General features: G+C 36.0%; 12 protein-coding genes. 4 read left to right on the top strand and 8 right to left on the bottom strand.

The genetic code is table 11. The features are described from left to right. Positions 1–45: 45 nt before the first annotated feature. The 7 genes from secDF to ICJ84_RS13595 all read right to left on the bottom strand — a co-directional run bounded on the left by secDF (position 46) and on the right by ICJ84_RS13595 (position 10,211). Entirely contained in the window at positions 46–3,042 is a 2,997-nt protein-coding gene (secDF, locus tag ICJ84_RS13625; protein WP_188216966.1) for a protein translocase subunit SecDF, read from the bottom strand. A 218-nt stretch (positions 3,043–3,260) separates the two neighbouring features. Further along, positions 3,261–3,872, bottom strand: a complete 612-nt coding sequence (locus ICJ84_RS13620; RefSeq protein ID WP_188216965.1) for a hypothetical protein — start codon at positions 3,870–3,872, stop codon at positions 3,261–3,263. A 72-nt stretch (positions 3,873–3,944) separates the two neighbouring features. Beyond that, positions 3,945–4,871, bottom strand: a complete 927-nt coding sequence (locus ICJ84_RS13615; protein ID WP_188216964.1) for a malate dehydrogenase — start codon at positions 4,869–4,871, stop codon at positions 3,945–3,947. A 200-nt stretch (positions 4,872–5,071) separates the two neighbouring features. Continuing rightward, on the bottom strand, positions 5,072–6,103 hold the full coding sequence (locus tag ICJ84_RS13610) for a DUF6588 family protein (RefSeq protein WP_188216963.1): 1,032 nt from the start codon (positions 6,101–6,103) through the stop codon (positions 5,072–5,074). Positions 6,104–6,196: 93 nt separating this feature from the next. Continuing rightward, on the bottom strand, positions 6,197–8,758 hold the full coding sequence (locus ICJ84_RS13605) for a TonB-dependent receptor (RefSeq protein WP_188216962.1): 2,562 nt from the start codon (positions 8,756–8,758) through the stop codon (positions 6,197–6,199). Next, positions 8,736–9,641 (bottom strand): FecR family protein, encoded by a 906-nt coding sequence (locus ICJ84_RS13600; RefSeq protein ID WP_188216961.1) that lies wholly within the window; start codon positions 9,639–9,641, stop codon positions 8,736–8,738. Before ICJ84_RS13600 ends, ICJ84_RS13605 begins: the two co-directional genes overlap by 23 nt. 54 nt (positions 9,642–9,695) lie before the next feature. Further along, the gene (locus tag ICJ84_RS13595; protein WP_188216960.1) at positions 9,696–10,211 is read right to left on the bottom strand and encodes an RNA polymerase sigma factor; all 516 of its coding nucleotides are present in this window, start codon (positions 10,209–10,211) and stop codon (positions 9,696–9,698) included. A 220-nt stretch (positions 10,212–10,431) separates the two neighbouring features. Here ICJ84_RS13595 and ICJ84_RS13590 point away from each other — a divergent pair, with 220 nt between their 5' ends. From ICJ84_RS13590 to ICJ84_RS13575, 4 genes are all read left to right on the top strand, one after another. Further along, complete coding sequence (locus ICJ84_RS13590) at positions 10,432–11,472, top strand: hypothetical protein (protein ID WP_188216959.1); 1,041 nt, start codon at positions 10,432–10,434, stop codon at positions 11,470–11,472. Positions 11,473–11,559: 87 nt separating this feature from the next. Continuing rightward, on the top strand, positions 11,560–12,324 hold the full coding sequence (locus ICJ84_RS13585) for a zinc metalloprotease (protein WP_188216958.1): 765 nt from the start codon (positions 11,560–11,562) through the stop codon (positions 12,322–12,324). A 27-nt stretch (positions 12,325–12,351) separates the two neighbouring features. Beyond that, the gene (locus ICJ84_RS13580) at positions 12,352–12,921 is read left to right on the top strand and encodes a porin family protein (protein WP_188216957.1); all 570 of its coding nucleotides are present in this window, start codon (positions 12,352–12,354) and stop codon (positions 12,919–12,921) included. A 149-nt stretch (positions 12,922–13,070) separates the two neighbouring features. Continuing rightward, a complete protein-coding gene (locus ICJ84_RS13575) occupies positions 13,071–13,517 on the top strand; it encodes a hypothetical protein (protein WP_188216956.1) in 447 nt (148 codons plus the stop codon). Between the two features lie 75 nt (positions 13,518–13,592). Here ICJ84_RS13575 and gyrB read toward each other — a convergent pair whose 3' ends face one another. Beyond that, positions 13,593–15,542: a DNA topoisomerase (ATP-hydrolyzing) subunit B gene (gene gyrB / locus ICJ84_RS13570; RefSeq protein ID WP_188216955.1), complete on the bottom strand. Its 1,950-nt coding sequence runs from the start codon at positions 15,540–15,542 to the stop codon at positions 13,593–13,595. Positions 15,543–15,627: the final 85 nt, after the last annotated feature.

The raw sequence follows: 15,627 nt of genomic DNA, 5'->3' as shown, positions 1-15,627 counted from the left end.
GCCCGTTAAAACTAACGGGCTTTTTATTATTAAGAACTAACTAAATTAGTCTTCTTTCTTCTTTTTACCTTCTAAACGTTTTACTGTATCATACATAATTGGCGATGCAATAAATAATGAAGAGTATGTACCAACTACGATACCAACGATTAAAGCAAACATAAATCCTCTAATAGAATCTCCACCAAAAATGAAGATCGCTAATAATACCACCAATGTAGTAGACGATGTATTTAAAGTTCTTCCTAATGTACTGCTTAATGAAGTGTCTACAATTTTGTTGAAATCCCAGCTTGTATGTTCGTTAACGTACTCTCTAATTCTATCGAATACAATTACCGTATCGTTTAATGAGTAACCAATTACCGTTAAGATCGCCGCAATGAATGCCTGATCGATTTCCATACTGAATGGCATGAATTTGTACGTTATTGAGAATACTCCTAATACAATTAATACGTCGTGGAATACTGCTGCAACAGCACCAAGTGAATATTGCCATTTTTTGAAACGGAATAAGATATAAAGGAACACAACGATTAACGATCCTAAAATCGCCCAGAATGATGCTTGCTTAATATCATCGGCAATTGTAGGACTTACTTTGTAAGACTCCATTAATCCAATCGCTTTATTCACATTGTTGTTATCGATAAACTCTTCGTAAGACTGACCTCCTAAATAAGGTTGAATAGCTGTGAATAATTTTGTTCTGATTTCTTCATCTACTTCTTTACCAGTTTCATCAATTTTGTATTTGGTAGTAATTTTTAAGCTATTGCTTTCTCCTACCGTTTTAGCATCAGCACTGTTGAATACATCTGGTTGAGATAATACACTCTTAATTTCTGAAGCGCTCACATCCTGAGGGAAGATTACGCGGTATGTTCTACCTCCAACGAAATCTACACCTTGATCTAATCCGTTAGTAAATAACGATCCTAATCCTAATACGATGATGGCTCCTGAAATGATGTATGCTACTTTACGTTTCTTTAAGAACTCGATATCAATTCTTCTGAATAAGTTTTTAGTAAGCGGCGTAGAGAATTCTAACTGACCGCCTTTGTTTACATACCAGTCGATTAATAATCTTGTAATGAAAATAGCTGTAAATAATGATGTTGCGATACCAATTAATAATGTAGTTGCGAAACCTTTGATTGGTCCTGTACCAAATACAAATAAAATTAATGCAGTTAAACCAGTTGTAATGTTCGCATCTAAAATAGATGATAAGGCATTGCTAAATCCATCCTGAATCGCTTCTTTCTGGCCTTTACCTTTGGCAATCTCTTCTCGAATACGCTCGAAAATAATTACGTTCGCGTCAACCGACATACCAATAGTTAATACGATACCCGCAATACCAGGTAATGTTAACACCGCACCTAATCCCGATAAGATACCAAAGATTAATAAGATGTTTAATAACATTGCAATATCAGAGAATCCACCGGCCTTGCCATAGTAGATAACCATCCATACTAATACTAAAGCTAAGGCAATCATGAATGACATAGTACCACTGTCAATCGCTTCCTGACCTAAAGATGGTCCAACAACATCACTTTGAATAATATCTGCCGATGCAGGTAATTTACCAGCACGTAAAACGTTAGCTAAGTCAATCGCTTCGTTTAAGGTAAAGCTTCCTGAGATAGATGAGTTACCTCCAGAAATTGGTCCTGAAGTTACTCCTGGAGCCGAATAAACTACGTTATCTAAAACAATAGCTATCTGGCTTCCATTAGTAAATGCCTCTCCCGTCATTTCTTCCCAGATTTTAGCACCTTTTGCATTCATTTGCATAGATACTGTTGGTCTATTCATTTGGTCATATTCCTGACGTGCATCTGTTACTACTGCTCCACTTAATTGTGGCTCGTTATCTCTGTTTCCGGCCAAAGCGTATAATCCAACTACTTCACTGTTTTTCTCCGGTTTACCAAAAGCAAACTTTGTGTAACGCATTTCTGCAGGAAGTAACGCTCTTACTTGTGGCTTGTTTAAGTAGTCTAATACTTTTGCGCGATCTGCAACTTCAAAATAAGCAACAATTGGTCCGCCTTGGTATCCGGGACCACGAATTAAATCGAAAATTGGATTTACAGTATCTACAGCAGTAGAATCGGTAGTTGCATCTCCTAAAAGATCATCGATAGCATCTTCTTTTGCATCTTCCTGATCGTTGCTTTCAACCTGCGCTGTTTCCGGTTTTGTATCAACAATATCTTTTAAAGTTTCGTTTGCCTGAGATAAGAATCCGAAAAACTGCTCTCCTCTGTATGCGTCCCAAAACTCTAATTGTGCTGTACTTTGTAATAATGATGTTGCTCTTTCAATATCTTTAACCCCTGGTAACTCTACTAAAATACGACCAGAAGTTCCCAAACGCTGAATGTTTGGAGATGTTACCCCAAACTCATCAATACGCTTACGTAATACTTCAAAAGCTGAAACGATAGACTCATCAATTTTCCTTTCGATAACGACTTTTACTTCACTATCGGTCATGCTTCCATCAATCTCTCCATCTAAAGTTTTTGTATAGAAAATATCAGGAGATGCTAATTTGGTATCGCCTTTAATTTTATCGAAAGCGATAAAGAAATCTTCTAAATAGGTGTTTTGAGAATCTTTTTGTAATTCTGAAGCATCATCTAATGCCTTATTAAATACAGGGTTTTTAGTATGATTTGCTAATCCTTTTAAGATGTCTTTTACAGACACCTGAAGAATTACGTTAATACCTCCTTTTAAATCTAAACCAAGGTTCATGGCTTTTTGCTTCACTTCACTATAAGTGAATTTAGCAATACCCATGTTAAATACAGTATCGTTAGCAATCGCATCTAAATACTTTAATTCTTCTGCACTGCGTTTTGCACGATAATCGTCTTCTGTTTCAGAGACTTTGTTAATGGCAACTTCTTCTGCCGTACTTTCTATTTGACTTGCTTTAAACGTGAATGATAGCTGGTAAATACTAACCAATCCGAATAAAACTGCAAATAATTTTACTAATCCTTTATTTTGCATGTTTTGTTGTTTTTGTGTCTAATTCATCTTCATCTGATTCATCAAAACCGATGACTAACTTTTTGACACGCTTTTAGTTAATTAAAATTGTAAATATTCTAAAAGGTTAAAATCTTTCAGAGTGTTTTAAGAATATAATTTGAGTTATTGGGAAGCCTTTATTTAAAACTGAAGTATAGACTTGTTGTCGATTACTTAATAATCAACAGATGTTTATTTTAAGCTAACCCTAAAGTTACTGGGCCCGCTCGTACTTCCGGTATATTACCCGCTGTATTATCTATGGTAACAGCGATATCACTAAATACTTTTAACGCAACCTCAACAATAAGATCATCGTTTAGGTCTTCTGAAGTATTAAAATAATAAACGTACGGATTAAAAAACCTGTCGAAGTCCTGCTTAGCACTAAGTATGTGCTTTCCTCCAAAGCCTGACGGCACATCATTGGCTTTGTGAATTTCGAACACATCGAACTTGTATGCTTTAGAGTCGTCCGAAGGGAAGTTATTTTTCGCTGTATTAGCATAACCAACCTGTAGCGAATCGTCATCAGACAATAACTCTTTAATACTGTCTACATCGGCAGTACTGTAGTATGAGATAACCACTTTGCCATTTTGCAGTTGCTTTACCTGAACGGCATCGGCTCCTATAGCCTGTAGTTGGCTGGTTACCTCTAAAATGGCTGTATGGGCTTCATCAGATGTCACTTCAACATCTGTAAATTGCAGTATAATCTCCTGATTAGGTTCAGATGTTCTGTTCTGATAAATACCTAAAAAGGAAATTAATACGATTAAAGCACCAAAGTACCATTTTGTTCTCATGCGCCAAATATAAAAAAAAGACTGTATTTCTACAGTCTTTCCTTAAAATATATAAATTTTTATAATAGAATCTTATAATTCCAGTAAGCCATTGGTTTTTCTAACCCCTTCGGCACTGGCTTGCATATGTGCTTTTTCGGCATCACTTAACGGAATATTTACAATGCTTTCAATACCGTTTTTACCTAAAATTACCGGAACACCAATACAGATATCAGATAAATTGTACTCTCCTTCTAATAAGGTTGAACACGGATACATTTTCTTCTGATCGCAGGCAATCGCCTGAACTAATCCGCTAACAGCTGCTCCTGGGGCATACCAAGCCGACGTTCCTAAAAGTTTAGTAAGCGTTGCTCCTCCAACTTTAGTATCTTCAGCTACTTGTTGTAAACGTTCTTCTGATAAAAACTCAGATACTTTTACACTGTTTCTTGTTGCATGTGATGTTAATGGTACCATTCCGGTATCGCTGTGTCCGCCTATAACCATCCCGTCTACATCACTAATAGGTGCTTCTAAAGCTTCAGCTAATCGGTATTTAAAACGTGCTGAATCTAAAGCACCACCCATACCAATAATACGGTTTTTAGGTAAGTTTGTTGTTTTGTGCACCAAGTACGTCATAGTATCCATTGGATTACTTACTACAATGATAATGGTGTTTGGGGAATATTCGATTAAGCTGGATGCCACAGACTTCACAATTCCTGCATTAATACCAATTAATTCCTCACGAGTCATACCCGGTTTTCTTGGAATTCCTGATGTAATTACACAAATATCGCTATCTGCTGTTTTACTGTAATCTCCTGTTACTCCTGTAATTTTAGTATCAAAACCATTTAACGAAGCGGTTTGCATTAAATCCATGGCTTTTCCTTCCGCAAAACCTTCCTTAATATCTACCAAAACGACTTCTGAAGCAAAATTTTTAATGGCAATGTACTCTGCGCAACTAGCTCCCACTGCGCCTGCGCCTACTACTGTAACTTTCATATGTTAATGTTTTATAGTTTAATATGTATTTTGAATTTTATCAATGTTATAAAGATAGAACTTAGGGAATAGTTTAGCCAAGAATAAGCTAAAAACTTAGAATTTCCCTAACAAATTTACAAATTAATATACTCTAAATAAAAAAAGTGCAAGATTAAATCTCACACTTTTTGAATTATTTTTCCTTATACAATTAACTCTTATCTAAAACCAAAATTTAAACCAACAGAAAAGGCATTAAACTCGGCTAAATGGTATTCGGCATTGAATCTGAAAAAGCCAATTTTCAATTTAGTTCCTAAAGTTCCTCGCACGCCAGAAACTTTACTGGAAACTGAAAATGGATCTGTTATAGCTTCAGACCCACTTAAAGGTCCTGTGGTAATAATATAGGTTCCTAATAAATCAGATTCGGATTTTCCGCTAATATACCCAACCCCTCCATAAAAATTAATAACTGGCAGCTTAGTTGAAGCTATTAACTGAAACAACCAAGTATTTGTATCATTCTCCAACCTTTGATTATTTCCATCAACACCTGAAGATTCGGTTAAATCGTAAGAAGCACCAAGATGCGTATAAGCCACCAAGCCTGAAAGTGCAACAGGTAATAATTTATCGGCAGGCAACCACTTGGTCATTTCAAATTGCAACCCGGCTCCATACATGTTAAAAGCCACCTCATCTGTTTTTATTTCCGGCATAAAACGTGCTTTAACCTCAATGCCTTTTATTAAACCAACACTCCCCTGTATAAATGCCGAAGGCAGTAAATTACCACTGGCATTACCAATACCAGAAGGCAAAGTGATGCGTTCGCTTGACAACGGATTAGTTTTATCTGTAATAATGATATCTATATCAGGATTATTTTCACCCAAAGCCGTAGCGACTTGTTTTGAAGCCGATGCATCTTCGAATGCCAAGGTAAAATCGTAATCCGGACTATTATAATCTGCAATATTCATTAAAAACGACTTATCCGATTTACCCACCAAAGACGCATTTGCTACTAGCGAGATTTCAAAACCACCTAAAGGTTTAGCATCTGCCGTATTAAACCAATTGGCATTCATACTATACATTAAACCATTAGTTGCTGGCGCTAAATAATCATTTGCAAAACGTTGGGCGTTTTCAACACCGGCAATAAGTAGGGCATCGACATCGTTTTGAGCTTTGGACACTAAAGTTGCTAAACCAAAGATTGTGAATAAGGCTATTTTTTTCATTATGTATGTTTAGGGTTATAATCAAAAGTAAAAAAAAGAATCATAATTTCGTTTCAACGCTAAAAATTAACGTTTTAACGACATTAAATTTACTTAAAATAGTACTCTGAAACTCATATTTGGTGTTAATCGTAATGATGTATTATTTACCTCTATCGTTTTATTAGAATCATCGGGATCGATTTTATAATATCTATTGATGATATTTTTAGAATTCGTTACATTCAACACTCCAGCTTTTAATGAGGCATTTACCGAAGATGACATCTGAAATTTATAACTCAAGGATACATCAACCCGCTTAAACTCATCTAGATTTTCACTGTTTGGGGTATCGTAATTCACATAAATATTATTCCCTGATTGTATCGTTTCGTTCCCTTCAACAGGTTTTGTATAAGGCAACCCTGAACGCCACATGCCGCCGACTGATATTTTTAAATGCTCTAAAATATCATAATTAAACGCCAGAGAAACCGAATGCCTGATATCTACATTATTTGAAAAAACTGAAGGTTCAAAAGTCTCAAACCTATATTCATTTACCGAATAAGTATAACTCAGCCACGTACTGTACTTGTTTGCCGTTTTATTCACCAGAAATTCTAGGCCTCTGGAACTGTACTCACCAATCGCACTTAGGTATTGAAAGTTATTGTAAAACCCCTGATTACTCGCCGTGATGCCTTTTACATTTTTATAAAAGCCAGCAACACCCATGTTAAAATGCATTTTATTCCATTCAACGCCTAAAGAGCTTTGTTTACTTTGAGAAATAGGAATAGATTCTTCGTTTGCTAAAATCCAGCGACGCTTTTCAACTCCTAAAAAATCATCCTGAAAATCGACAATTTGTGTGGCTGACTGATTTTTGAATTCACCTCCCAGTTTCAAAGAAAGCGCGCCAACCAACTTCTGCCTGATATTCAATCGGGGTTCAACTAAAAACCGATGAAATTTTTCGAAATAATTCAATCGAATACCAGCTCTTAAAAACGTTTCTGCGGTATTTAATTCTAATTGCGAATACAAAGCGTGATTACGCAACACATCCTTTTTAATTTTAAAGTACGAAGGGACTGTTACTGCTGTTTCATTTAAAATACCGGTTTCATTAAACTGATAACCATTTAAAAACGTCACGTCTTTACTGAATTTATAATGTGTATTCAATTTAAAACCGGTTTCTAAAACCTCATTTGCCTGGGTTAACAACTGATCAGAATCTACATTATAATCCTGAGCATCAACATTATATTTCGAATAATAGGCATTAAATTTTGTTATAAAAGCATTCGTCCAATTCGCCTGCCATTGTGCCCCAAACCCCTTATTTTTCTGAGACAAATTACTCGATTTCGATTGAGTTTCTCCTGAAGTATTTACCACTTGTTCGGTGTACACTAAATCATTATTGATTTCAATGAAATTGGCTCTAAACTTATGCTTATCTCCTAAATTAAATAACAGTTTAGCCGTATAATCGTAGAATTTGAAATCAGAAGATGTATCGATATCACCACTGGTTTCTCTTTGAGTTCGAATATCGCTATCCTGAAAACTTCTGTCGAAATAATTATTATAGGTAAAGGTTTTAAAGACATCGGTGAACGAGCGACGTCCTGAAATGTGAAGTTCCAGATCTTTCGCTAAAGGGATTTCCAAAAACGCATCGGCACTTATTAAATTTGCGCCAAAACCACCAGAAAACTTATTCGTAAGGGTGTTTTTTGTTCGCATATCAATCGTACTCGACACACCATCACTAAACTCACTACTTGTACCGTTTTTTGTTACCGTAACCTTCTCCGTTAAATTGGGATTATAGGCAGAAATCAATCCAAAAAAATGACCGGAATGATACATTTTTATACCATCCCACAAGATTAAGTTCTGATCATTGGTGCCCCCACGCACATTGATATTGGCTATGCTTTCGTTTACACTTTCAATTCCTGGCAACGCCTGAATAGACTGTAGCACATCAGGATCGGTTAATCCGGGTAAAATTCCAAAGGTCTTTGTGTTTAATACGGTACTTCCATCCACCAACTTTTGTATTCCGTTTGTTAAAAACTTCGTGATCACAACCTGATTAAGTTGCTCGCTGTTTTCTTCCAGAAATATTGATTTACAGGATGGATTACCTAAAAACAAATCAACGGCATTCAATTCAACGTCCTTATATCCTAAATAAGACAAGGTAATAACGGATTCCACAGGAATGGTTTTCAATTCAAAATAGCCCTGATCATCAGTCACCGTTCCTGTTTGTGAATTTTTAATATAAATGGATGCTCCAAACAACGGCTGTTTATCTTCCGCTGCAAACACCTGGGCACAAACAGAAATCTGCTTATCTGTTTTTGAAACCGTCACATAACGATTATCTAAAATCTGAAAATTTAAAAGGGTTTTGACGTTTAGATATTCTATAACCTGCTGAAGTGTTAATTCGTATTGTGGAGCTTTGATAAAAATATCAGATACATCCTGAGACGCATAAGAAAACTTAACATCAAACTGCTGTTCAACTGTTGCTATAAACTGGGATAATTTGATTTTATCAGCGTTCTGTCCGTAACCAAAATGACTTACAAACAGAACAACACAAAAAACTATTTTAAGGTGTTTACTTCTTTGAAAGTACAACATGCTTGCCTTCAATTTTATAATTTAAATCTAAAGGAATTGTTATAGACTTCAAAGCAATTTCTAAATTTTTGTGAGTAAATGCTCCTTTAAACAATACCGATTCATCTACGTTTTGCAATGTTACTATTATACTATACTGGCGTTGTAACTCTTTAAGAACTTCACCTAAAGGCACATTATCAAAAGATGATTCTTCCTGTAGCCAAGATGGTATTTCAGCTTTAAAATCGTCCACCAATTGAATAGTATTATCAACCACTCTAAATGATTTTCCCGGTGATAGTTTTACTATTTTACTATTATAATTTACAGCTACCAGACCTTCGTAACACTGTACTTCAAAATAACCCGTACGTTTTTTAACATTAAACTGAGTTCCTAAAACCTGAACAGTCCCTGCAGACGTATTAACTGTGAATTTTTCTCCCTTTTGAACCTTAAAAAAAGCTTCGCCGTCTAAATCCAGTAAGCGATTAGATTGCCACTCCTTTTTACTATAATGCAATTTTGAAGCAGCATTTAAAATAACCTCCGATCCATCGGGTAAAGTGAGCGTTTCGGTTTGGGCTATTTCAGTTTCAAAGTTTACATCATTATTAAAAAATAAAAAATAAGATGACGTTAACATAACTACTAAAATAGCAGCAATCTTCAACACGGTATTAAAATTAAAAGTTATCACTTTTGGTGATTTTTTACGTAACTTTCGATTTCTAAATGCCGTCAAAGCTGCCTGAGCATCGACTTCAGGCGCTTGCATATGTTTAGCATAATGAGCTATTTTTTCCAGTATTTCAAGATTTTCAGTTTGTTTTAATTCTAAAAACTCCTGCTCACTTAACTCATTATCAAACCATTTTAATATGTCATTATTATTCTTCATTTTTCTAGCTTACAATTTTAAGACACTTAGCTTTTAATTTACCCTACCCGTCTTTTAAATATTTTCAATATGTTCCCTCAAAACCTTTAAAGCTCCCGACATACGTTTCTCGACTGCCTTTTGGGACACACCTAATAACTCTGCTATTTCCCGATATTTTTTTCCTTCAATTCTATTCAACAAGAACACTTCTCGTTGTGCTTCGGTTAACAAAGCAATCGCATCTTGTAACTTCTTTTTAAACTCTTCTTCCTGTAAAATATACTCCGGACTTTCGTTAGTTTGATCGATATAAGGTACAGCCTTAGCATATTGCATAACCACTTTAGCATGTTTGACCTTGTTTAAAAACAAATGATTAATCGTAGTAAACAAATAACTTTTTGCTTTTGTAAAATCGATTTTAGAACAATTCTCCCAGATTTTAGAAAAAGCATCCTGAACAAAATCTAAAGCTGAGTCGCTATCGCCACACTTGTAATATGCAAAGTTAGAAGCCGACTGCACATGTTGTAAATAAAAGGTATTAAAGTAGGTTTCTTCACAAAGCTTATTTTCGTTACTTTCCATTCTAATTTTAAAATTGAGGCATGCTCTCCAATAAAGAACATGTTATTTTTTAGTTCAATTGGTTATTAAGGTGTGACAATATATTAAAATTAGAGCAATTGCATTATTTTTAAATTTTTAAAAAAAAGGGGTAGGGTAAATTTTCTTGTGGGTGTCTAACCTATAGAAATGCAAAATTAATTTGCTGAAAAAAGAAAAATACAACCCTAAAAAATTGATCATGAAAAAATTAAAATTCATTACATCTTTAGTTTTAGCCGCAACATTAACCTTAACCTCTTGTCAGGATGAAATTGATAGCGAAAGCGGACTAAACCCGAACACAAACTCTGCCAACTCTACGGCAACGAGTAATTTTGAACGTACTTCAATGTACGACGGAAGCTTTGACGATTTTGTAGATGGCATCTCCTGCTCGTCTATCATGTACCCCTACACCGCTACTGTAAATAATCAGGAAATTACTTTATTAAGTCAGTTAGATTTATCTCTAGTCTTAAACATTTTGGGAGCAATTACTAACGATGAAGACACCGTTATTTTACACTTCCCTTTAACTGTTCAACTTAGCAATTATACCGAAGCAACGATAAACAGTCAAGCAGAATACAACGCCCTAATGGATGCATGTACCGAAGCCGAAGCCAATGCTGAAGAAGCTATTAACTGTTTAAACATCGACTACCCGGTTACTATATTAACTTTTGATATAAATGCTGAACAAACTGGCAGTTTTGTTGTAGAAACCGATCAGGCGCTTTATACTTACATGAGCAGTATGGGTGACGACGAACGCTACAGTATTTCTTACCCAATCACAGCAACAATCAATGGCGATAGTACTATTGAAATTTCAAGTGACGCCGATTTACAAACCCGTATTGATGAGTGTACAGCTACCGAAAAAACTATGGAAGAAGCTGAAGAAGATGCGAAAACTTTAGAAGAAATTTTGGCAGATACCAGTTTTAAAGTTGAATCATTTCTTGTGGCCGGTATAGACACAACCAGCGATTTTGTAGACTATACCATAGCTTTCTCTAACGATTTAAGTGTTGTTGCCGATAATTCTTTAAACACGGTTAATGGGTCTTATATGGTAGATTCAGAATTAGAAGTAATGCTGGAATTAAGCTTCTTGGGCAATACCTCTCTAAACTTATTAAATAAAACCTGGACAGTAACCAATTATGACGAAAACACCATAACATTAGAAAGCTCGACGACTTCATTACTAAAACTTGTGCTTGTGAAAATTTAGAACCATACCTACATTTTTAACGTATGTTATGATAAAACAGCCACCTAAAACAGGTGGCTGTTTTTAAAAAAAGTTATATTTACAATCATGAAACACAAACTACTTCTATTACTTACGGCTGCATTGGTTTTTAGCTCGTGTACCAAAGACAACTCTAGCAATTCAACCAATTTTAAAATTGAAAATCAGCAGGCAACAGGAAGCTCTGCTTTCGATATTCTTTCTGATGACACCTATAAAAGCTTAATCATAGAATTAGTTTATGTTGAAGGTTTTGCTCCTACATCAACCGCCATTAGTAACTTTCAAAATTTTTTAAACGCTCGAATTTACAAACCCGGAGGTATTACCGTAGAAAAACGGGCTATTGCATCACCCGGAGAATCACCTTATACCACCAAAGAAATTGCGGCTATTGAAGACAAAAATCGCACACTTTACAATACCGAAGACCAAATAGCTATTTGGATGTTTTTTGCCGATGGTGAGTCCGACCAGAATGACGACACCAGCGTGGTATTAGGCACAGCATACCGAAATACTTCCTTCGTTATTTACGAAGAAACCCTACACGGATTTAGTGATAGTAGATACGAACCTAACCGAATTACTTTAGAATCTACGGTCATTAACCACGAATTTGGTCACATCTTAGGACTTACCAATTTAGGCACCGCCATGACCGAAGACCACGAAGATCCTGAACACGAAAAACATTGCGATGTTGAAAGCTGCTTAATGTACTGGGCAGCCGAAAGCTCATCAAGCCTTGGCAACCTTTTTAATGCCGGAACAGTACCGCAACTAGACCCGAAATGCCTGGCCGATTTACAAGCAAACGGCGGCAAATAACTCATTAATTTAATTAAACCTACACTCATGAAAAATTTATTTTTTACAATTGTTTGTGCTTTAGTTTTTAGCTTAAACACATTTGCTCAAGATTCAAATTTTGGTATAAAAGGAGGCTACAACTTAGCTGCCGTGCAATATGATAACGACTACGAAACAGGACAACGCCACGGTTTCCACATTGGATTCTACGGCGAATCTTTTCTCAATGAAAATATAGCCCTCCAAATTGAATTTTTATACTCACAACAAGGTTACGAACTCGAAAACAGCAATGCAACTTTCACGCAAAAACTGGATTATTTAAACCTGCCCTTAATGCTAAAACTATACCCTGCTGATAACTTCTTTTTAGAAGTCGGACCACAAGTAGGCCTAGCCGTGTCACATAAAGAAGAATATAAAGGTTTATTTTTTGATGGATATCGAGAAACAGAACCTGATAATTTTGATTGGGGCGTAAACTTTGGAGGCGGCTTTAAAACCGATTCCGGCGTTTCATTTGGCATAAGATACCACCTAGGTATGGGAGACATTTATGATGATGGAAACCCTAAAAACCGTGTATGGCAATTTTCAGTGGGATTCGATTTTTAAAATCCCATCTTACCGTCCTAATAAAAGTCAGCTTAAAATTAAGCTGACTTTTTTTGTTTTGCATAAAACTGCGGTAGGGAAAAACTAAATATAGTTGTCTTATTAATGAAACGCCCTTAGAGCGTCATGTAAAACATAAAATAAGGACTATGAAACTTTTTAAAACATCAGCAATACTACTAGCGTTAAGCTTTTCTTTTAATCTGCAAGCTCAGGAACAAAATGAAAACCCGCAAGATAAAACATCGTATTATCAGAAACGTGCCGCGGAAGACGCTAAATTTGAGCAGCAATTTTCAGCGAAAACCAAAGCCGATGAAACCACATTTTGGGAAGAGCAAAAAGACTATGAAAAAGCCTTAAAACGTCGTGATAAAAAAGCATATAAAGCCTATATGAAAGGCAAACAGGATGCTTATGCCGAACATTACACCCATTGCAACAATCATTGTCACCATAGTGATCATTATTATCAGCACGCATCATTTTATTACTACAGATATCAATATCATTATTATTACAATGCTCCAAGACAACGCTCCTTTAACACCAGCGTTCGCCTAAGCACACCTGGTGTTCGTTTAGGTATTTTATAAATTTCAAAAAAACATATAAAATAAAAAAAGGTCGCTTAAAATAAGCGACCTTTTCAATATATTCAATACTATAAATTAAGCGTCAATATTCGCATAAACTGCATTCTTTTCAATGAAATCTCTACGCGGTGGCACCTCATCACCCATTAACATAGAGAAAATTCTATCAGCCTCAGTACCATTATCAATTTGAACCATACGCAGTGTTCTGAATTCAGGATTCATAGTCGTATCCCAAAGTTGTTCTGCGTTCATCTCTCCAAGACCTTTATAACGCTGAACGCTCACACTACCACCAAATTCTTCTGTAATAGCATCACGTTCTTTATCATTCCAAGCATATTGCTTTTTGTTACCTTTCTTAACTAAATATAAAGGTGGTGTTGCAATATACACGTGACCTTCTTCAATAAGTTCTTTCATGTAACGGAAAAAGAATGTCAATATTAACGTCGCAATGTGGCTACCATCAATATCGGCATCACACATGATTACAATCTTGTGGTAACGTAATTTCGATAAGTTTAAGGCTTTACTATCTTCTTCAGTGCCAATGGTTACCCCTAAAGCAGTAAAAATATTTTTAATCTCCTCGTTTTCAAACACTTTATGCGACATCGCTTTTTCAACGTTTAAAATCTTACCACGTAAAGGTAAAATCGCCTGAAACGCACGGTCACGACCTTGTTTTGCTGTACCTCCTGCCGAATCTCCCTCGACAAGGAATACTTCACATTTTGAAGGATCCTGCTCCGAACAGTCACTTAATTTTCCTGGTAAACCGCCAATACTCATAACGGTTTTACGCTGAACCATTTCTCGTGCTTTTTGAGCCGCGTGACGTGCTTGAGCTGCTAAAATCACTTTTTGAACAATAATCTTAGCATCATCTGGATGTTCTTCTAAATAATCGGCTAACATTTCAGAAACCGCCTGACTTACAGAAGCAGATACTTCACGGTTACCTAATTTCGTTTTGGTTTGTCCTTCAAACTGAGGCTCGGCAACTTTTACCGAAACAATCGCTGTTAAACCTTCACGAAAATCATCTCCCGCAATATCAAACTTTAACTTGTCTAACATACCTGATTCATCCGCATATTTCTTTAATGTATGCGTCAACCCACGACGGAACCCTGATAAATGTGTTCCTCCTTCGTGTGTATTGATGTTGTTTACGTAAGAGTGTAAATTTTCAGCATACGATGTATTGTACACCATAGCTACCTCTACAGGCACCCCATTTTTCTCGCCTTCAAAAGAAATTACATCTTTCATTAAAGGCTCACGAGTAGCATCTAAATACTTAATAAATTCTTTAAGACCTTCTTCTGAGTGAAAAGTTTCACCTTCAAACGTCCCATCTTCTTTGGTTGCTCGTCTATCTATTAAATGGATAGTGATGCCTTTGTTCAAGTAAGCTAACTCACGCATTCTACTTGCTAATGTATCATAGCTATACTCTACAGTTTGCTGAAAAATAGTTGCATCCGGCTTAAAAGTCACAATAGTTCCGCGCTTATCGGTTTCCCCGATTTGCTTTACAGGATATAACGATTTACCGCGCTCATACTCTTGTTCCCATACTTTACCATCACGGTGCACGGTTGCTCTTAGGTGCTCTGAAAGTGCGTTAACACAACTCACTCCAACCCCGTGTAAACCACCAGATACTTTATAGGAATCTTTATCGAATTTACCTCCAGCACCAATTTTAGTCATTACAACCTCAAGTGCTGAAATACCTTCTTTTTTATGTAAATCTACAGGAATACCTCGTCCATCATCTTCAGTAGTAATAGAATTATCTTCATTAATGGTAACTGTTATATTATTACAGTGCCCTGCCAAAGCCTCGTCAATCGAGTTATCAACTACCTCATATACTAAGTGATGTAATCCACGAACTCCAACATCTCCAATATACATTGACGGACGCATACGCACGTGCTCCATACCCTCAAGAGCCTGGATGCTATCGGCCGAATAGCCATGCTTGTTAAATTCTTCTTTTGCTTCGCTCATATTTCGAAATTATCTTAAATTTTGTTCTAGTTTACGCATAAAAAAATGACGCACAGGCATCATTTTCTCGATACAAACAAATATA

It is taken from the genome of Aestuariibaculum suncheonense, assembly GCF_014596935.1.
Classification (GTDB): Bacteria; Bacteroidota; Bacteroidia; order Flavobacteriales; family Flavobacteriaceae; genus Aestuariibaculum; species Aestuariibaculum suncheonense.
This window is presented reverse-complemented; position numbering and strand designations above follow the sequence as displayed.

Excerpts from the sequence above, each read along its gene's own strand:
- secDF (WP_188216966.1), bottom strand. The coding sequence starts at position 3,042 with ATGCAAAATAAAGGATTAGTAAAATTATTTGCAGTTTTATTCGGATTG.
- ICJ84_RS13620 (WP_188216965.1), bottom strand. The coding sequence starts at position 3,872 with ATGAGAACAAAATGGTACTTTGGTGCTTTAATCGTATTAATTTCCTTT.
- ICJ84_RS13615 (WP_188216964.1), bottom strand. The coding sequence starts at position 4,871 with ATGAAAGTTACAGTAGTAGGCGCAGGCGCAGTGGGAGCTAGTTGCGCA.
- ICJ84_RS13610 (WP_188216963.1), bottom strand. The coding sequence starts at position 6,103 with ATGAAAAAAATAGCCTTATTCACAATCTTTGGTTTAGCAACTTTAGTG.
- ICJ84_RS13605 (WP_188216962.1), bottom strand. The coding sequence starts at position 8,758 with ATGTTGTACTTTCAAAGAAGTAAACACCTTAAAATAGTTTTTTGTGTT.
- ICJ84_RS13600 (WP_188216961.1), bottom strand. The coding sequence starts at position 9,641 with ATGAAGAATAATAATGACATATTAAAATGGTTTGATAATGAGTTAAGT.
- ICJ84_RS13595 (WP_188216960.1), bottom strand. The coding sequence starts at position 10,211 with ATGGAAAGTAACGAAAATAAGCTTTGTGAAGAAACCTACTTTAATACC.
- ICJ84_RS13590 (WP_188216959.1), top strand. The coding sequence starts at position 10,432 with ATGAAAAAATTAAAATTCATTACATCTTTAGTTTTAGCCGCAACATTA.
- ICJ84_RS13585 (WP_188216958.1), top strand. The coding sequence starts at position 11,560 with ATGAAACACAAACTACTTCTATTACTTACGGCTGCATTGGTTTTTAGC.
- ICJ84_RS13580 (WP_188216957.1), top strand. The coding sequence starts at position 12,352 with ATGAAAAATTTATTTTTTACAATTGTTTGTGCTTTAGTTTTTAGCTTA.
- ICJ84_RS13575 (WP_188216956.1), top strand. The coding sequence starts at position 13,071 with ATGAAACTTTTTAAAACATCAGCAATACTACTAGCGTTAAGCTTTTCT.
- gyrB (WP_188216955.1), bottom strand. The coding sequence starts at position 15,542 with ATGAGCGAAGCAAAAGAAGAATTTAACAAGCATGGCTATTCGGCCGAT.